We start from the raw sequence: 16,204 nt of genomic DNA, 5'->3' as shown, positions 1-16,204 counted from the left end.
AGGGCTAGGTTAGGCTTACCTAAGTTGCCGGGGTGACCATAGTGGCGTGGACGGCCGCCGTACGCAACCACTTGTGTCGACGTGTGTCGGCTTCGTGGTCAGCGGCGGCCTCGCCCCCTCTCGTTGGACGCGTGCCGTACGCTCGGCTGTCGATGACTCCTGTGCTGCGTGTAGAAGATGTGCGCTTCGTCCGGGATCGCCGGGCGTTGCTCGACGACGTGTCGCTCACCGTCCACGAGGGCGAGCACTGGGCGCTGCTCGGCGCGAACGGCGCCGGGAAGTCCACGCTGCTCAGCCTCGTCGGCGCGTACCAGCACCCGACGAGCGGACAGGTGGAGATCCTCGGCCACAGGCTCGGCCGGGTGGACGTCCGCGAGCTGCGCGCCTGGATCGGCCACGTCAACCCGCACCACCCGCTGCGGTCCGGCCGCACGGTGCACGAGGTCGTGCTCACCGGCGCGACCGGCTCCATCGAGCTGGTCCCGCACTGGAAGCCCACGCCGGAGGAGCTCGACCACGCCGAGGAGCTGATCGACCTGCTCGGGCTGAACCACCGCCGCGACAGCCGGTGGCCCACCCTCTCCCACGGCGAGCGCGGGCGCACGCTGATCGCCCGTGCCCTGATGCCCCGGCCGCGCCTGCTCCTGCTCGACGAGCCGGCCACCGGCCTGGACGTCGCGGCCCGCGAGCAACTGCTGAGCGCCATCGACCAGCTCCGCCGCGCGCAGCCGTCGCTGACCAGCGTGCTCGTCACGCACCACCTGGAGGAGCTGCCCGCCAGCACCACCCACGCGATCCTGCTCCGCCAGGGCAAGGTCCTGGCCTCCGGCGCCGCGGACGACGTGCTGACCACCGACCTGATCAGCGGGTGCTTCGACCACCCCATCACCATCGAGAAGACCGGCGGGCGCTGGACCGCGAGGGCCGTGTGATGGATCTGCTGTCCCGGTGGCCCGGCCCGGAGGTCCTCGGCGCCGAGCTGATCCGCCGCTACGAGGAGCCGCACCGCCGCTACCACGACGCCGGGCACCTCGCCGACGTCCTCGACCGGATCGACGAGCTGGCCGGTGAGGCCGACGACGTGGCCGCGGTGCGCCTGGCGGCGTGGTTCCACGACGCGGTGTACCAGCCGCTGCGCACCGACAACGAGGAACGCAGCGCCGTCCTCGCCGAGCGGATGCTCGCCGACACCGACCTGCCGCCCGAGACGGTCGCGGAGGTCGCCCGGCTGGTCCGGATGACCGCGGCGCACGACCCGGCCCCGGGGGACCGCGACGCCGCCGTCCTGAACGACGCAGACCTGGCGATCCTCGCCGCCGACCCGGAGCGCTACGCCGCGTACGCCGCCGCCGTCCGCGAGGAGTACGCCGCGGTCCCGGACGAGGCGTTCCGGCACGGCCGCGCCGACGTGCTGCGGGCCCTGCTCGACGCCCCGGCGCTGTTCCGCACGCCCCCGGGCCGCGAGCGGTGGGAGACCGCCGCCCGCCACAACCTCGAAACCGAACTCATGCTCCTGCGCCGCCCCTGACCGCTCCGGAACGTCGCTGTGGTCGCGGTCGAACGCCCGCCGCAGGGCGCGCGGTCGGTCGGCGCACGGGTGCGGCTCCTCGGTCGCGCCTAAGCGCCCGCTCTGTCGTTGACCCCGGGGCGGGGCGCGGTGTGGGTGCGGCGGCCGGGGGGTCGAAGCGCCCACGACAGGACGATCAGCACGGTGAAGACGGCGAGCGGTGCCAGCTCGCCGAGGTCATGGCCGGTGGTCAGGTGGGACACGGCGGCCCCGGTATAGACGAAGAAGGCGCCGGCGTACGCCCATTCCTTGAGCACGGCCCGGCGCGGGATGAGCAGGGCGACCGCGCCCAGGACCTTCCAGGTTCCGAGTAGGACGAGGAAGTAGGACGGATAACCCAGGTGCGTGACGAGGTCGCGGACGGATGGGATGCGTGCGATGTCCCAGATGCCGCCGACTCCTAACTCGGCCGCCACCAATGCGGTGGCCGACCAGTATCCGACCGATCGCGAACGCATGGATCCGCGGGGGTCGACGATGGTCGGCGGTTGCGGCGAAGTGTCCATACCGACGTCCTGTTCTCCTGGCCGGTGTCCGGAAGGGGGTGTGACCGGTACGCCGCCCTCGTGAGTTCTGGGGTAGGTAACCTACGTGTAGCTTTACTACCTATTCCCTGACGGTAGCATTGCTACGTATGAGGGCACAAGCGCTGAAGGGCCACCTGGATGGCATGCTGCTCGCCGCTCTTGAAGACGGCCCCCGTCACGGCTATGCGGTGATGGAGGCGCTGCGGGCCGGCAGTGACGGCCGGTTCGACCTGCCCACCGGCACGATCTATCCGGCGCTGCGCCGGTTGGAACGGGCCGGCCTCGTGTGCGCGAGGTGGTCCGAGGAGGGCGGGCGGCGTAGGCGCCTTTACGAGCTCACCCCGGACGGCCGCCGGATGCTCGATGCCGAGCGGCACTCCTGGCGGGAGTTCTCCGCCGCCGTCACCGCCCTGCTGGGGCCGCATCAGCGACCGGTGACACAGTGACCGGCCCCAGCGGCCTTTCCGGGGCCTCCGATCAGGTCATCGGGTGCTACCTGACCGAGGTGTCCGCCAGGCTGATCGGCCCGGCGAAGGCGCGCCGCGACATCCTGGCCGAACTGGGCGCCGGGCTCGCCGATGCCGCCGACGCCCACCATTCCAGGGGGTTAGAGCCGGCCCGCGCCGCTCGCGCCGCCATCGCCGAGTTCGGCGGCCCGGACCGGGTCGCCGACGGATTCCGGGCCGAACTCACGGCCGCCCAGGCACGCCGCACCGTGCTCGCGCTGATGACGACCGGCCCGCTGATCAGCGCACTGTGGACGGGCGCCGCCGCGGCCGGTGGCATCGGAGTCCGGCCCGCCCCGCCCTGGCAGTGGGCCGGCGTGTCCACCGGTGCCCGGCCGGCCATCCAGCTCATCATGATCGCCCTGGCGATCGGCGTCGCCGGCGCTCTGTTCACCGTGGCCACCACCGGTCGGCTCGCCCGCCCGCTTCCCGCCGGTCCGCACGCCTCCGCGGCCGTCGCCGCCGGCGGCACCGCCGCGATCGACACCGGGCTGCTCATCGTGCTCGCCGTCCAGGCGGCCGGCGCACCCGGTCTGCTCACCGCGCTTCCAGCCGCGGCGGCCGCGACGGCCAGCCTCATCCGGCTCACCCTCGCCGTCCGGGCGGCCCGCACCTGCCTGCGGCTCAAGCCGTAGTGCGTGATCTCCCGGCTACCCCTGGCCTCCGATCTCACGGGAGCGCACGGCTCAGACCGCCTGGTCGGAACGGGAACGCTTGCGGCGGCGCAGGCCCGCGGCGGTGAGGCGGGCGACCAGTTCCTGGGAGCCGACCGGCGTCGCGCCGTGGGCGATCGCCGCGTCGTAGAACTCCTCCGGCACGTCGTAGTGGTCGCGGTCGAACGCCCGTCGCGGCGCGCCCAGCGATTCGGCGAACGCGTGCAGCTCCTCGTACGAGGCGTCACTGACCAGATGCGACCAGAGCCGACCACGCGCGGGCCACAGGGGTCGATCGATGAGGATGGTCACCGGACTAGAGTGCCAGAGGACCATTTCCCGGTGAGAAGGCTGCTCATGGACGTACGCGACTACATCGATGCCAACGCGAGCGGGTTCTTCGACGCGCTGAAGGAGTGGCTGACGATCCCGTCGATCTCCGGCGATCCGGAGCGGCGCGACGACGTACGGCGCTCCGCCGAATGGCTCGCCGCGCACCTGCGCGACACCGGCTTCCCGACCGTGGAGATCTGGGAGACCGACGGTCTCCCCGCGGTGTTCGCCGAGTGGCCGGCCGAGGACCCGGCCGCGCCGAAGGTGGTCGTGTACGGGCATCATGACGTCCAGCCGGTCGAGCCGCTCGAGGAGTGGGAGACGGCGCCGTTCGTCCCGTTCGAGAAGGGCGAGCGGCTCATCGGCCGCGGCGCGTCCGACGACAAGGGCCAGGTGTTCTTCCACACCCTCGGGCTGAAGGCGAACCTGGCGGCGAGCGGCCGCACCGCCCCGCCGGTCACGGTCAAGATGCTGATCGAGGGCGAGGAGGAGTCCGGCTCGCCGCACTTCGCCGACCTGTTGCGCGCCAACAAGGACCGCCTGGCCTGCGACGCGATCGTCATCAGCGACACGACGATGTGGGCCGCCGACGTGCCGTCGATGTGCACCGGCATGCGGGGCCTCACCGAGGCGGAGGTCTCGCTGTACGGCCCGGCGCTCGATCTGCACTCCGGCTCGTTCGGCGGCGCGGTGCCCAACCCGTTGCACGCCATGTCCGCGCTGCTCGCCGGTCTGCACGACGAGCGGGGCCGCGTCACCCTCGACGGCTTCTACGACGGGATCGTCGAGCTGACCGAGGAGGAGCGGGCGCTGTTCGCCAAGCTGCCGTTCGATGAGGGGAAGTGGCTCGAGACGGCGGGCGAGAGCGGCGCCGCGTACGGCGAGGAGGGCTTCACCACCCTGGAGCGGGTGTGGGCCCGGCCGACCGCGGAGATCAACGGGATGTGGGGCGGCCACACCGGTCCCGGCGGCAAGACCATCGTGCCGCGCGAGGCGCACGCGAAGCTGTCGTTCCGGCTCGTCGCCGGGCAGGATCCGGTCCAGGTGCAGGAGGCGTTCCGCTCGTACGTCGCCGCGCACACGCCGCCGGGCGTCCGCGCGGAGGTCCGCATCCCCGGTCCCGGCGTCCGGCCGTGCTTCTCGCCGATCGACTCGCCGGGCGTGCTGGCGGCCAAGCGGGCGATGGAGAAGGCGTTCGGCACCGAGATCCTGTTCACCCGGGAGGGCGGCAGCGGCCCGGAGGCGGACCTCGCCGACATCCTGGCGGCGCCGCTCGTGTTCGTGGCGGTCGGACTGGACGAGGACCAGATCCACGCGCCGAACGAGAAGGTCGAGATGCCGCTGCTGCTCAAGGGCGCGGAGGCGGCCGCGTACCTCTGGGACGAGTTCGCCGCCGGTCTGTAGAGAGGGCCTGTTTTGACGGATACCTACGAGGCGCTGGACTGGCTGGCGCTTTCCCGCGGCACGCTCGACCGGATGGGGGAGCGTCGTCGCGACGAGGCATGGCTGGCCGCCGCCTGGGACGACCCGCGGACCCGTGTCCTGGTGGTGGAGCAGGGTAAGGCGCTGGTGCGGCCCGGCCCCGCCCTCGTTCTGCTGGGCCGCGAGGAGGCCCCCGAGGGCGAGCGCTACCTGCTCGGCGCGGATGAGGACGGCGTCGCCTACTTCGCGGTGTCGGCTCCGCTGCCCGCCGTCGAGGGCACGGAGCCGGCCGACCTGCGGAAGGTGGGCGCCGCGCTGAGCGACCGGGACGCCGGGCTGCTCACCCAGGCTGTCGGCCTGCAGAACTGGCACGTGACCCACACCCACTGCCCGCGCTGCGGGGCCCTGACGACCCTCGCGTCCGCGGGCCACACCCGGATCTGCACGGTGGACGGTTCGGAGCACTTCCCGCGTACGGACCCGGCCGTGATCATGCTGGTGCACGACGGCGAGCGGATCCTGCTGGCCAGCGGGTTCCGGTGGCCGGAGAACCGCGTGTCGATCCTCGCCGGTTTCGTCGAGCCGGGGGAGTCCCTGGAGCAGGCGGTCGCCCGTGAGGTGTGGGAGGAGGTCGGCGTCATCGTGCGCGACTGCCGTTACCTCGGCAGCCAGCCCTGGCCGCTGCCGCGCAGCCTCATGCTCGGCTTCTTCGCGACGGCCGACCCCGGGCAGGAGCCCCGCGTGGACGGTGAGGAGATCCGCAACGCTCGCTGGTACACCCGCGAGGAGCTGAAGGCCGCCACAGAGGCGGAGGAGATCTTCCTCCCGGGCCGGGTCTCGATCGCCCGTCAGCTCATCGAGCGCTGGTACGGCGGCCGCCTCCCCGGCGACTGGTGACGCCCGCCGCCCCGGCGTCGGTGCCGCGTGTGCGTCGGCGAATGATTCGCCCTCTGCCACGTAGGGTCTTGTCGTGACGAGCCCCTTGTTCACGCTCACCGAGCGGGTGGCGCCCTGGGTCATATTCGCCCCGCGAGACGACCGGTTCCTGACTGATCAACTGGTCGTCCTGCGGGAGCGGGGCGGGCTTGTCGTCCATCTGCCCGCGCGGGAATTGATGGAGCCGGAAAGGCTGTTCCGCGCGTTCGCGCACAGGCTCGGCTTCCCGGGTTACTACGGCCACAACTGGGACGCCCTCGTCGACTGCCTGGCCGATCTCCACGGCCCATCACACGGGCGTACCGCCGTCGCGGTGATGGTCGACGACGCCGACGTGCTGCTGGACGCGAGTCATCTGCCCACGCTGGTGTCCGTTCTAGGGCAGGCGGCGGAGCGTGCCAACCTGCAATTGGACGCGGACGGCGAACCCACCGGAATTTCCCCGATCGCCCAGCATTTCGTCTTCTCTCTTACCTCGACGCGGGCTCGTGACCTCCTGGACGGACTCGAGGGCCCCGAGCAAGAGGTGGAAGTAGCGGATCCTTATCTGCTGGTCACCTTGGACATGTGGTAGCCGAACGGCGTGGATGCCGTCCCGCACCCGCCCGGTGGCCGGAGTGCCACGGCACTCCGACCACCGGGCCGGCTCTCAGGTCAGGCTGCGCATCTCGTCCATGGAGAAGCAGCGCAGCGTCTCGGAGACGACGTAGCCCCGGCCGGCGATGAACACGGCGAACCTGGCGGCGACCTCCTCGTCGGGTGTTTCGATGAGCCCGACCTGGTCGTACTCCCCCATCGTGAGGTAGAAGCCCAAGACCTTGCCGCCCATCTCCTCGAGGTGCTTGGTGACCTCGGCGACCCGGTCCGGCAGCGTCGCCGCCTCCCGCCGCCCGAGGTCCGTCCACTTCGAAAGCAACATGTACGTGGCCATGACGATCCCCCGATCGATGCCCTCTTAGAGCCCATTCCCGCAGCTCACGCCATCAATTCAGCGTCCGGTCCCCCTCCCGGGACGTCTTTTCGGCGATCCGGAGAAGCCCGTTTGACCCCTTGACGCGGCCACCCATGTGGGCGTAAACAAATGGAAACACAGACGAAACGGCGGTGAACCAACACGTGATCGTCACGCTGACGCTCAACCCGAGCCTGGACCGCACGATCGAGGTGGACCGCCTCGCCCAGGGCACGGTGATCCGTGCGACCTCCGCGCGGCTCGACCCGGGCGGCAAGGGGGTGAACGTCTCCCGCGCGCTGCTGGCCAACGACGTGCCGACGGCCGCGGTGGTGACGGTCGGCGGGGCGGACGGCGACCAGCTCGTCCACCTGTTGGAGGCCGACGGGATACGCCTGGGTGCCGTGCGGGTCGCGGGCCGCACTCGCTCCAACATCACGGTCGTCGAACCCGACGGCCTGGTCACGAAGTTCAACGAGCCGGGCGAACCCCTGTCTCGTAAGGAACTCGACGCGGTCGCCGACCGGGTTCTCGCCGAGGTCGAGGGCGCGAGCTGGGTCGTGACCTGCGGCAGCCTGCCGCCGGGCGTGCCGACCGACATCTACGCCCGGTTGTGTGAGTTCTTCACCGCCGCCGGCATCCGGGTCGCCGTGGACACGAGCGGTCCGGCGCTCCCGGCCGCCGTCGAGGCCGGTCCGGACCTCGTGAAACCCAACCGCGAGGAGCTGGCCGAGGCCGTAGGACGTCCGGTCGACAGCGTCGGCGACGTCATCGAGGCGGCGGAGGAGCTGCGGGACCGCGGCGCCCGGGCCGTGCTCGCGAGCCTCGGCGCGGACGGCGCCGTGCTGGTCGAAGAGGAGGGAGTCACGATCGGCGAGGCGCCGGTCGCCGAGCCGCGGAGCACCGTGGGCGCGGGCGACGCGCTGCTCGCCGGATTCCTGGCGGGCGGAGCACGGGGGGCTCCGGCACTCGCCGAAGGGCTGGCATGGGGGGCCGCCGCGGTCGGCCTGCCCGCCAGCCGGATGCCGCGGCCGGAGGACATCCGGCGCGACATCGTCCGCATTCACACGCGACCGGACCTCGGCCGGTCGCTCATCGCCTAGACCACGTCACGCAGATAACTAGGAGGCCCTGATGGCCACTGCGTACACCCCCACCGTCACCGGAAGCGGCGTCAAGGCCCAGATTCAGCGCCTGGGCGGGCACCTGGCCGGCATGGTGATGCCGAACATCGGGGCCTTCATCGCCTGGGGCCTGATCACCGCGCTGTTCATTCCGACCGGCTGGCTGCCCGACAAGCAGTTCGCGGCCCTGGTCGACCCGATCATCACACTGCTGCTCCCGGTGCTCATCGGCTACACCGGCGGGCGGATGGTGCACGGCCAGCGCGGCGCCGTGGTGGGCGCGGTCGCGACCGTCGGCGTCGTCGTCGGCGCCAAGATCCCGATGTTCCTCGGCGCGATGATCCTCGGCCCGCTCGCGGCGTACGTCCTGAAGAAGGTCGACGAGTTCACCGCCGAGCGGACCAGGGCCGGCTTCGAGATGCTGGTGGACAACTTCACCGCCGGGATCGTCGGTGGCGCCGCGGCCCTGTTCGGGGTCTGGGGCGTCGCCCCCGTGGTGCGCAACGTCACCACCGTGGCCGGCCACGGCGTGGAATGGCTGATCCACCACCACCTGCTGCCCTTGGCGTCCGTGCTGATCGAGCCCGCGAAGGTGCTGTTCCTCAACAACGCCGTCAACCACGGCGTGCTCGGCCCGCTCGGAGTCGCGGAGGCGACCGAACACGGCAAGTCGATCCTGTTCATGCTGGAGTCCAACCCCGGACCCGGCCTGGGCGTGCTCGTCGCCTACCTGCTGTTCGGCCCGAAGACGCTGCGGCCCAGCGTGCCCGCCGCGATCATCATCCAGTTCCTCGGCGGGATCCACGAGATCTACTTCCCGTACATCCTGATGAAGCCGCGGATGATCCTCGCCTCGATCGCCGGCGGCGCCGCGGGCATCGGGACGTTCATGGTCACCGGCGCGGGCCTCGTCGCCACGCCGTCGCCGGGCAGCATCTTCGCGTACGCGGCCGAGACCCCGAAGGGCGCCGGCTCCTGGTTCGGCGTCTTCGGGGGCGTGCTGGTCGCCGCGGGAGTGTCGTTCGCCGTCGGCTCGGCGCTCCTGGGCTTCGGCCGCTTCGCCGAGGCGGAGGCCGAGGCCGAAGCGGAAGCCGAGGCCGGATCCGGGGCCGAGGCCGCGGCCACGGAAGACGTGCCGCAGGAGACGGCGCGGCCCACCACCCACCCCGAACCCCAGGGAGCATGACCGAGATGAACGGCAAGGACGTCAAGAAGCTGATCGTGGCCTGCGACGCGGGCATGGGCAGCAGCGTCATGCTCGCGAGCCAGCTCCGCCGCGAGCTGAAGAAGCACTCGGTCGAGGTGGAGCACACCCCGGTCAACTCCATCCCCGCCGACGCCGACGTCGTGGTCTGTCACGCCGGCCTCGGCGCGCGGGCGAAGGCCGGCGCCCCGGACAAGCCGATCGTCACGTTCCAGGTGTTCATCGGCGACCCCGCGGTGACCCGCCTGGTGAAGGCGATCAAGGACGGGAGCGAGATCAGTGCCTGACCTGCTCGACCGCGCGGCCGTACGCCTCGACGCGGTGGCGGCCGACCGCGACGACGCGATCCGCCAGTGCGGGCGGACGCTGTTCGACGTGGGCGCCGTCGACGCCACGTACGTCGAGGCCATGGTCGAACGCGAGCGTTCGATCTCGACGTACGTCGGCGAGGGCGTGGCCATCCCGCACGGCACGCTCGCCGGCAAGGACGCCGTACGCCACGACGCGCTGTGCGTCCTGCGCTTCCCCGGCGGGGTCGACTGGGACGGCAACCGCGTCGTCCTGTGCGTCGGCATCGCCGCGAAGGGCGACGGGCACGTCCGGCTGCTGTCCGAGCTCGCCCAGATCCTGCTCGACCCGGACAAGGCACGAGCCCTCCGGGAGACCACCGATGTCGATGAGGTGCTCCGGCTGCTGCAGCCGGACGCAGAGGAGGTTACGCAGTGAAGGTCGCCCGTTTCCACGCGCCCGGGGACATCCGCCTGGAAGAGGCGCCCGAGCCGACGCCGGGCCCTGGAGATGTCAAGATCCGGGTACGCAACTGCTCGACCTGCGGCACCGACGTGAAGATCTACAAGCACGGCCACCACCACATCCGGCCGCCCCGCGTCATGGGGCATGAGATCGCCGGTGAGGTCGTCGAGGTCGGCGACGGCGTGACCGACTGGGCGCCGGGTGACCGGGTGCAGGTGATCGCCGCGATCCCGTGCGGGCAGTGCGAGGAGTGCCGCCGGGGCCGCCGCACCGTGTGCCCGAACCAGGAGTCGATGGGCTACCACTACGACGGCGGGTTCGCCGAGTACACGATCGTGCCCGCCAAGGTGCTCGCCGTCGATGGCCTGAACCGCATCCCCGACGGCGTCGGCTTCGCCGAGGCGTCGGTCGCCGAGCCGCTGGCCTGCGTGCTCAACGGCCAGGAGCTCGCCCGCGTCGGCGAGGGCGACGACGTGGTCGTCATCGGCGCGGGGCCGATCGGCTGCCTGCACGTACGGCTGGCCCGGTCCCGTGGGGCCGCGCGGGTCTTCCTGGTCGACCTCAACGCCGAACGGCTGGCCATGTCGGCCGAGCGCGTGCACCCCGACGCCGCGCTCACCGGCACGGACGTCGTGGACCAGGTGCTGAAGCTGACGAACGGCCGGGGCGCCGACGTCATCATCACCGCCGCCGCGTCCGGCGCCGCGCAGGAGGCGGCGCTGCAGATGGCCGCGCGCCAGGGGCGGATCAGCTTCTTCGGCGGGCTGCCCAAGGACAACCCGGTCATCTCGTGCGACTCGAACCTCGTGCACTACCGGGAGCTGACGATCGTGGGCGCCAACGGGTCCAGCCCGGCCCACAACGCCCGCGCCCTGGATCTCATCGCCTCGGGCGCGGTGCCCGTCGCTGATCTGATCACCCACCACCTGCCGCTGGCCGACGTCCTCGAAGGCATCGACATCGTGTCCCGCGGCATCGCGATCAAGGTCACCATCGAGCCCTGACGAGGGAGTGGACATGCCGACACGTACCGTGGCCGTCGCCGCACGCTCCGGCCTGCACGCGAGGCCCGCGGCCCTGTTCGTCAAGGCCGCCGCCGACCAGGAGGTGCCCGTGCGCATCCGCGTCGGTGACGGCCGGGCCGTGCCCGCCGCCAGCATGCTCGCGGTGTTGTCCCTCGGCGCCGGGCACGGCACCGAGGTCACCCTCGAGGCCGACGGACCGGGAGCCGAGGCCGCCCTCGACGCCCTGGCCGCCCTGCTCGCCCGCGACCTGGACGCCGAGGAACCCGCCGATGCCTGACCTCGACGCCCCGCCGCGCACCCTGCGTGGCATCGGGGTCGGCCCCGGCCTGGCCGCCGGGCCGGCGGCGCGGATGGCACCCCCGCCCGCGCTGCCGGAACCGCGCCCCGTCGCCGATCCGGAGCGTGAGCTCGCCGAGGCCGTACGGGCCCTGGAGGCCACCGAGGCCGACCTGCAGGCCCGCTCCGACGCGGCCCACGGTGAGGCGCGGGACATCCTGTCCGCCCAGGCGATGATCGCCGCCGACCCCACGCTGCGCGAGGGGGTCGCGGAGCGGATACGGAGCGGGGAGGACGCCGCGCACGCCCTGCGGTCCACGTTCGACCGGCATCGCGAGCTGCTCGCCGCCCTCGGCGGGTACCTCGGCGAACGCGCGGCTGACCTGGACGACATCGCGCACCGGGCGATCGCCGTGGCGCTCGGCCGGCCGATGCCGGGCCTGCCGTCTCCCGGGCATCCGTTCGTCCTGGTCGCGGACGACCTGGCGCCCGCCGACACGGTCGGCCTCGACACGGGCACCGTCCTCGCCCTGGTCACCGAGCGCGGCGGACCGACCAGCCACACCGCGATCCTCGCGCGTGCGCTGGGCCTGCCCGCCGTGGTGGGCTGCGCCGGGATCCTCGACGTGCCGGACGGCACGGAGGTGGCCGTCGACGGCACGAGCGGTCAGGTCCGCGCGGGCGTCGGCGCGGACGAGGCCGCGGACGTGCGCGCGCGGGCGGCCGAGGAGCGCACCCGGCTCGCCGCCGGGCGCGGTCCCGGACGGACCGCGGACGGCCACCCCGTCGACCTCATGGTCAACATCGGGTCCGCGGCCGACCTGCGGGGAGTGGACCTCGACGGGGTCGCCGGAGTGGGACTGTTCCGCACCGAGTTCCTCTTCCTGGACCGCAAGGACGCGCCCGGCCTGGACGAGCAGGTCGCCGCGTACGCCGAGGCGTTCGGCCACTTCCCCGAGGGCACCGTCGTCGTACGGACGCTCGACGCCGGTGCCGACAAGCCGCTGCCGTTCCTCGGCCTCCCGGAAGAGCCGAACCCGGCGCTCGGCGTGCGCGGCCTGCGGGTCGCCCGGGACCAGCCCGAGATCCTCGACACCCAGCTCGAGGCCATCGCGCGGGCCGCCGAGCGGACGACCGCGGACGTCTGGGTCATGGCGCCCATGGTCTCGACGCCCGTGGAGGCGGCCGAGTTCGTCGAGCGGGCCCGGGCGTACGGCCTGCGCACGGCGGGCGTGATGGTCGAGGTGCCGGCCGCGGCGCTGCGGGCGGAGCGCCTCCTCCAGGTCGCCGACTTCCTCAGCATCGGGACGAACGACCTCAGCCAGTACACCCTCGCCGCCGACCGGCAGTCGGGCGCCATGGCCGACCTGCTCGACCCGTGGCAACCCGCGCTGCTGCGGCTCATCGCGGCCTGCGCGGACGCGGGCCGGCGCAGCGGCAGACCCGTCGGGGTGTGCGGCGAGGCCGCCGCCGACCCGGCCCTGGCGCCGGTTCTGGTGGGCCTGGGCGTGACGAAGCTGTCGATGAGCGCGCGCAGCGTGCCCGCCGTGCGCGCCCGCCTCGCCGCGTACGAGCACGCCCGGTGCGAGGAACTGGCCCGTCGCGTGCTCGACGCCGACGACGCCGCCGCCGCCAGGGCCGCCGTGCTGTCCTCCTGACCCGACCGGAAGAATGCCCCCGCCGCCGGCGGGGGCATTCTTTTTGTGTCCGGCCGGCATTTATTAGGGCGGCTTAAATTTCCAGCCCGGAAGTGTGTCCCTCAAATAGCATTATGTGCGTCTTAAGGTGCAGCTAAAGCGATCTCCTCGCGCGCTGGTTATAAAGGATGTGTCAGCGAAAATCGTCGAGGAGGAATTCGATGAACCGAGTGCGCGCAGGAATGGCCGCCGTCGCGGGAGCCGCGATGGTCGGGGCCGGACTGCTGCTTCCCGCCGGGCCGGCGAACGCGAAGGTGGTCACGGTGACGGGCGATCTGCTCGACACCTGCCCCGACTCCGGCGTGACCGTCCCCTACAAGGCCGACCGGTGCGTCTTCGTCCCCGAGAGCCAGGAGTCGTTCCAGTCGGACTTCCACGTTCCGACGAACGATGAGTACGCCTGGAACTGCACCGACGCGGCGCAGGACCACCAGTACCAGATCACCGACACCGTCGAGGAGTCCAACAGCTTCGGGATCAGCGGCGGCCCCAAGTTCAAGCTGGGGGAGGCCATCGAGATCGGGGTCGAGGCCAGCTACGGCCACGTCTGGAACAAGGGCCACTGGACCTGGAACGGCGACACCCACCACATCCAGCCCGGCAACGTCGGCTGGCTGGAGCTCTCCACCGAGATGCTGAAGGTCAACGGCCACTGGCAGATCAACTACGGCGACCGGGTGAAGACCTCCGACGACGGCGACCCCCACTACGAGTGGTACGTCGGCGGCTCGGTCACCGACGACAAGGACGCGGGCAGCCACAACGTGGCGTTCCGCGAGCGTCCCATGACCGACGAGGAGAAGAACCGGGTCTGCGGCAACAACGGCCTGGGCCCGGGCGAGGGCGGTCCGCAGCGTAAGTCCCTCGCGCAGTTGGTGGTCACGCAGGACGAGGCGGGCAACGTGCCGCAGTGACCCGTGAGGAGCCGGGCGGCCGGGGACGGCCGCCCGGCTCCGCTCGCGGATGGAGAGGGAAATGAGCATTCGCATGGCCGGGAAGTCGCGATTGGTCGCGGTGTTCGTCATCGCCGCCGCGAACGTCGCCACGCTCACCGCCGCCGTCGTCGCTTTGCCGACGACCGCGGCGCACGGGAACAAGGCATGTGAGATCTCGCAGACCATCCCCGATTATTCGTCGGCCATAAATCTGCGAGAGGGCCGGTAGTACAGTCTCGATATGGCGAAGATCTTAGTGGTGGAAGACGACGCGGACGTCCGTACCGCCCTCGTGCACGATCTGACAGAACGCCGTCACTCGGTGCGCAGCGTCGGGGCCGCGTGGGAGGCGCTGCGGGACATCTCCGACCGGCCCCCCGATGCCGTTTTCCTGGACCTCGGACTGCCCGATCTCGACGGTTTCGAATTGCTCAAGATGCTGCGGGCGGTATCCGAGGTCCCGGTCATCGTGGTGACGGCCCGGGACGACGACCAGGAGGTCGTGCGCCTGCTCAACGCCGGGGCGGACGACTATGTGGTCAAGCCGTTCACCATCGACCAGCTCCAGGCGCGTCTCGGCGCCGTGCTGCGGCGCGCTCGGGGCGGCGGCGACGCCACGGTCATCGAGGTCGGCGGGCTGCGCATCGACATGGTCCGGCGCGAGGTGCGGCTCGACGCGCGGACCGTCGAGCTGACCCGGCGGGAGTTCGACCTGCTGGCCTTCCTCGCCTCCCGCGCCGGGGAGGTCGTCCCGCGCGCCGCCCTGCGATCCGAGGTCTGGCAGCAGCCGTACGGCGACGACCAGACCATCGACGTGCACTTGTCCTGGCTGCGGCGGAAGCTGGGCGAGAGCGCGGCCGCGCCGCGGTATCTCCACACGGTCCGGGGGGTCGGTTTCAAACTCGTGGACCCGACGTGAGGCGGTCCCTCGCGCTCGTCGCCCTGGCGGTGACCTCGATGGTCGCGCTGGCCTTCCTGATCCCGTCTGCCCTGGTCGTACGGGACGCGGCCGCCGACCGCGCGGTCATCCGCGCCCAGCACCGCGCCGGCGCGGTGATCCCGGCCGTGGCCGCCTCCGGCGATCCGGCGGCGGTGGACCGGGCGATCGCGAGCGCGTCCGTCGGGGGCCGGGACCGCGTCGGCGTGACGATGCCCGGGGGAGCCCGGATCGGGGATCCGTCGGCGGTGGCCCCGGCGGTCATCGCGCGCGTCCGTGACGGCGGGCGGGCGCTGGAGACCAGCACCGGGGGCGGGCCGGTCGTCCTGCAGCCGGTACCCGCCGGCGACGCGGGCATGGCCGTGGTCGAGGTGGACGCCGACGCCGGCCTGCTGCCGCCGGGGGTCGTACCGGCCTGGCTCGTCATGTTCCTGGTCGCGGTGTTCCTGGTGGCGTGTTCGATCCTCGCGGCCGATCGGCTGGGCCGGAGGGTGGTCGGCTCCGCGCGGCGGCTCGCGCGCGCCGCGGCGCGGCTCGGCTCCGGCGACCTGACCGTCCGTCTCGTTCCCGAAGGACCGCCCGAGCTGGTGGAGGCGGCGTACGCCTTCAACGCCATGGCGGATCAGATCGCCCAGCGGCTCACCGCCGAACGCCAGTTCGCGGCCGACCTGTCGCACCGGCTGCGCACGCCGCTGACCGCGCTCCGGCTCCACATCGACCGGCTCGGGCAGGGGCCGGAGATGCGCAAGGCGCGCCTGGCGATGACCCGCATGGAGCAGGAGATCGACATCGTGATCAAGACCGCGCAGCGTCCCGGTGGGGAGCGCGCCACCACGATGTGCGACGCCACCGAGGTGGTACGCGACCGGGTCGCGTTCTGGTCGGTGCTGGCCGAGGACCAGCGGCGCCGCTGGCGGCTGGACGCCCTCGACCACCCGGCGGCGGTGCCGGTCGGCCGGGGAGAGCTGGCGGCGGCCCTCGACGCCGTACTGGGCAATCTGTTCCACCACACGCCCGAGGGCACGGAGTTCGCGGTGACGATGCGGACCGCTCCCGACCGGGTCGGCGTCCTGGTCTCCGACGCGGGACCGGGGATCGCCGATCCCGGGCTCATGCTGCAACGAGGCCGCTCCGGGGGCGGCTCCACGGGGCTCGGCCTGGACATCGTGCGCCGGCTCGCGGCGTCCACCGGCGGCGAACTGCGCATCGACCGATCCGCCCTCGGCGGCGCGCGGGTCGGCGTCTGGCTGCGCACGACGGGCGCGCAGCCGAGACAGCGCAGGCGGGGCAGAGTGCCCCGCCGCCGCCCGGCGGAACGCACGCCGCCGACCGGGTCACCGTAGGCGGGCGTTCACCA

The 16,204-nt window shown here is 72.2% G+C and carries 21 protein-coding genes; 18 read left to right on the top strand and 3 right to left on the bottom strand.

Going from position 1 to position 16,204, the window contains the following annotated elements:
• The first annotated feature begins 152 nt into the window (after nucleotides 1-152).
• Together AB0L00_RS06370 and AB0L00_RS06365 are read left to right on the top strand one after the other, a co-directional pair.
• Complete coding sequence (locus tag AB0L00_RS06370; protein WP_345353980.1) at nucleotides 153-932, top strand: ATP-binding cassette domain-containing protein; 780 nt, start codon at nucleotides 153-155, stop codon at nucleotides 930-932.
• Nucleotides 932-1,528, top strand: coding sequence for a metal-dependent phosphohydrolase (locus tag AB0L00_RS06365; protein ID WP_364429221.1), 597 nt, complete (start codon nucleotides 932-934; stop codon nucleotides 1,526-1,528). The genes AB0L00_RS06370 and AB0L00_RS06365 overlap by 1 nt, the downstream gene beginning before the upstream one ends.
• Before the next feature lie 89 nt (nucleotides 1,529-1,617).
• Here the strand turns inward: AB0L00_RS06365 and AB0L00_RS06360 are convergent, their stop codons facing one another.
• Nucleotides 1,618-2,025, bottom strand: coding sequence for a DoxX family protein (locus tag AB0L00_RS06360; protein ID WP_364429218.1), 408 nt, complete (start codon nucleotides 2,023-2,025; stop codon nucleotides 1,618-1,620).
• A gap of 176 nt (nucleotides 2,026-2,201) precedes the next feature.
• On the opposite strand from AB0L00_RS06360, the gene AB0L00_RS06355 reads away from it, so the two are divergent.
• Both AB0L00_RS06355 and AB0L00_RS06350 read left to right on the top strand, forming a co-directional pair.
• Nucleotides 2,202-2,540, top strand: coding sequence for a helix-turn-helix transcriptional regulator (locus tag AB0L00_RS06355; RefSeq protein ID WP_364429215.1), 339 nt, complete (start codon nucleotides 2,202-2,204; stop codon nucleotides 2,538-2,540).
• On the top strand, nucleotides 2,537-3,235 hold the full coding sequence (locus tag AB0L00_RS06350) for a permease prefix domain 1-containing protein (protein WP_364429212.1): 699 nt from the start codon (nucleotides 2,537-2,539) through the stop codon (nucleotides 3,233-3,235). Before AB0L00_RS06355 ends, AB0L00_RS06350 begins: the two co-directional genes overlap by 4 nt.
• 51 nt (nucleotides 3,236-3,286) lie before the next feature.
• On the opposite strand, the gene AB0L00_RS06345 is transcribed toward AB0L00_RS06350, so the two are convergent.
• A complete protein-coding gene (locus tag AB0L00_RS06345; RefSeq protein ID WP_345353976.1) occupies nucleotides 3,287-3,565 on the bottom strand; it encodes a DUF4031 domain-containing protein in 279 nt (92 codons plus the stop codon).
• Nucleotides 3,566-3,610: 45 nt separating this feature from the next.
• On the opposite strand from AB0L00_RS06345, the gene AB0L00_RS06340 reads away from it, so the two are divergent.
• From AB0L00_RS06340 to AB0L00_RS06330, 3 genes are all read left to right on the top strand, one after another.
• Nucleotides 3,611-4,990: a dipeptidase gene (locus tag AB0L00_RS06340; RefSeq protein WP_345355889.1), complete on the top strand. Its 1,380-nt coding sequence runs from the start codon at nucleotides 3,611-3,613 to the stop codon at nucleotides 4,988-4,990.
• Between the two features lie 72 nt (nucleotides 4,991-5,062).
• Nucleotides 5,063-5,905, top strand: coding sequence for an NAD(+) diphosphatase (gene nudC, locus AB0L00_RS06335; protein WP_364431552.1), 843 nt, complete (start codon nucleotides 5,063-5,065; stop codon nucleotides 5,903-5,905).
• Nucleotides 5,906-5,978: 73 nt separating this feature from the next.
• Entirely contained in the window at nucleotides 5,979-6,518 is a 540-nt protein-coding gene (locus AB0L00_RS06330; RefSeq protein WP_364429209.1) for a barstar family protein, read from the top strand.
• 75 nt (nucleotides 6,519-6,593) lie between these two features.
• On the opposite strand, the gene AB0L00_RS06325 is transcribed toward AB0L00_RS06330, so the two are convergent.
• Complete coding sequence (locus AB0L00_RS06325) at nucleotides 6,594-6,863, bottom strand: GYD domain-containing protein (protein ID WP_364429206.1); 270 nt, start codon at nucleotides 6,861-6,863, stop codon at nucleotides 6,594-6,596.
• 185 nt (nucleotides 6,864-7,048) lie between these two features.
• Between AB0L00_RS06325 and pfkB the strand changes: the two genes are divergently transcribed.
• The 11 genes from pfkB (at nucleotide 7,049) to AB0L00_RS06270 (ending at nucleotide 16,190) form a co-directional block, all read left to right on the top strand.
• On the top strand, nucleotides 7,049-7,999 hold the full coding sequence (gene pfkB / locus AB0L00_RS06320) for a 1-phosphofructokinase (RefSeq protein WP_364429203.1): 951 nt from the start codon (nucleotides 7,049-7,051) through the stop codon (nucleotides 7,997-7,999).
• Between the two features lie 31 nt (nucleotides 8,000-8,030).
• Nucleotides 8,031-9,206, top strand: coding sequence for a PTS mannitol transporter subunit IICB (locus AB0L00_RS06315; RefSeq protein WP_364429200.1), 1,176 nt, complete (start codon nucleotides 8,031-8,033; stop codon nucleotides 9,204-9,206).
• Nucleotides 9,203-9,511: a PTS lactose transporter subunit IIB gene (locus AB0L00_RS06310; RefSeq protein ID WP_364429197.1), complete on the top strand. Its 309-nt coding sequence runs from the start codon at nucleotides 9,203-9,205 to the stop codon at nucleotides 9,509-9,511. The genes AB0L00_RS06315 and AB0L00_RS06310 overlap by 4 nt, the downstream gene beginning before the upstream one ends.
• Nucleotides 9,504-9,950 (top strand): PTS sugar transporter subunit IIA, encoded by a 447-nt coding sequence (locus AB0L00_RS06305; RefSeq protein ID WP_364429194.1) that lies wholly within the window; start codon nucleotides 9,504-9,506, stop codon nucleotides 9,948-9,950. Before AB0L00_RS06310 ends, AB0L00_RS06305 begins: the two co-directional genes overlap by 8 nt.
• Nucleotides 9,947-10,981 (top strand): zinc-dependent dehydrogenase, encoded by a 1,035-nt coding sequence (locus tag AB0L00_RS06300; protein ID WP_345353969.1) that lies wholly within the window; start codon nucleotides 9,947-9,949, stop codon nucleotides 10,979-10,981. The genes AB0L00_RS06305 and AB0L00_RS06300 overlap by 4 nt, the downstream gene beginning before the upstream one ends.
• Nucleotides 10,982-10,994: 13 nt before the next feature.
• Nucleotides 10,995-11,279, top strand: a complete 285-nt coding sequence (locus tag AB0L00_RS06295) for an HPr family phosphocarrier protein (protein ID WP_364403586.1) — start codon at nucleotides 10,995-10,997, stop codon at nucleotides 11,277-11,279.
• On the top strand, nucleotides 11,272-12,936 hold the full coding sequence (gene ptsP, locus AB0L00_RS06290; protein ID WP_364429191.1) for a phosphoenolpyruvate--protein phosphotransferase: 1,665 nt from the start codon (nucleotides 11,272-11,274) through the stop codon (nucleotides 12,934-12,936). The genes AB0L00_RS06295 and ptsP overlap by 8 nt, the downstream gene beginning before the upstream one ends.
• Before the next feature lie 200 nt (nucleotides 12,937-13,136).
• Nucleotides 13,137-13,889 (top strand): hypothetical protein, encoded by a 753-nt coding sequence (locus tag AB0L00_RS06285; protein ID WP_364429188.1) that lies wholly within the window; start codon nucleotides 13,137-13,139, stop codon nucleotides 13,887-13,889.
• Nucleotides 13,890-13,950: 61 nt separating this feature from the next.
• Entirely contained in the window at nucleotides 13,951-14,139 is a 189-nt protein-coding gene (locus AB0L00_RS06280) for a hypothetical protein (RefSeq protein WP_364429186.1), read from the top strand.
• A gap of 12 nt (nucleotides 14,140-14,151) precedes the next feature.
• Nucleotides 14,152-14,829 carry a response regulator transcription factor gene (locus tag AB0L00_RS06275; protein WP_364429183.1) on the top strand — a complete coding sequence of 226 codons (678 nt, stop codon included), beginning with the start codon at nucleotides 14,152-14,154 and terminating at the stop codon, nucleotides 14,827-14,829.
• Entirely contained in the window at nucleotides 14,826-16,190 is a 1,365-nt protein-coding gene (locus AB0L00_RS06270) for a HAMP domain-containing sensor histidine kinase (RefSeq protein ID WP_364429180.1), read from the top strand. Before AB0L00_RS06275 ends, AB0L00_RS06270 begins: the two co-directional genes overlap by 4 nt.
• Nucleotides 16,191-16,204 lie beyond the last annotated feature (14 nt).

Origin of the sequence: Actinoallomurus sp. NPDC052308 (assembly GCF_040679195.1) — a bacterium.
Taxonomy (GTDB): Bacteria; Actinomycetota; Actinomycetes; order Streptosporangiales; family Streptosporangiaceae; genus Actinoallomurus; species Actinoallomurus liliacearum.
Note: the sequence above shows the minus strand (reverse complement) of the source record. Positions and strands in the feature narration are given on the sequence as shown.

Bases quoted from the DNA above. Each gene is read 5' to 3' on its own strand.
- AB0L00_RS06365 (WP_364429221.1), top strand. From the start codon at position 932: ATGGATCTGCTGTCCCGGTGGCCCGGCCCGGAGGTCCTCGGCGCCGAG.
- ptsP (WP_364429191.1), top strand. From the start codon at position 11,272: ATGCCTGACCTCGACGCCCCGCCGCGCACCCTGCGTGGCATCGGGGTC.
- AB0L00_RS06285 (WP_364429188.1), top strand. From the start codon at position 13,137: ATGAACCGAGTGCGCGCAGGAATGGCCGCCGTCGCGGGAGCCGCGATG.
- AB0L00_RS06295 (WP_364403586.1), top strand. From the start codon at position 10,995: ATGCCGACACGTACCGTGGCCGTCGCCGCACGCTCCGGCCTGCACGCG.
- AB0L00_RS06355 (WP_364429215.1), top strand. From the start codon at position 2,202: ATGAGGGCACAAGCGCTGAAGGGCCACCTGGATGGCATGCTGCTCGCC.
- AB0L00_RS06275 (WP_364429183.1), top strand. From the start codon at position 14,152: ATGGCGAAGATCTTAGTGGTGGAAGACGACGCGGACGTCCGTACCGCC.
- AB0L00_RS06325 (WP_364429206.1), bottom strand. From the start codon at position 6,863: ATGTTGCTTTCGAAGTGGACGGACCTCGGGCGGCGGGAGGCGGCGACG.
- AB0L00_RS06340 (WP_345355889.1), top strand. From the start codon at position 3,611: ATGGACGTACGCGACTACATCGATGCCAACGCGAGCGGGTTCTTCGAC.
- AB0L00_RS06310 (WP_364429197.1), top strand. From the start codon at position 9,203: ATGACCGAGATGAACGGCAAGGACGTCAAGAAGCTGATCGTGGCCTGC.
- AB0L00_RS06315 (WP_364429200.1), top strand. From the start codon at position 8,031: ATGGCCACTGCGTACACCCCCACCGTCACCGGAAGCGGCGTCAAGGCC.
- nudC (WP_364431552.1), top strand. From the start codon at position 5,063: ATGGGGGAGCGTCGTCGCGACGAGGCATGGCTGGCCGCCGCCTGGGAC.
- AB0L00_RS06360 (WP_364429218.1), bottom strand. From the start codon at position 2,025: ATGCGTTCGCGATCGGTCGGATACTGGTCGGCCACCGCATTGGTGGCG.
- AB0L00_RS06370 (WP_345353980.1), top strand. From the start codon at position 153: ATGACTCCTGTGCTGCGTGTAGAAGATGTGCGCTTCGTCCGGGATCGC.
- AB0L00_RS06280 (WP_364429186.1), top strand. From the start codon at position 13,951: ATGAGCATTCGCATGGCCGGGAAGTCGCGATTGGTCGCGGTGTTCGTC.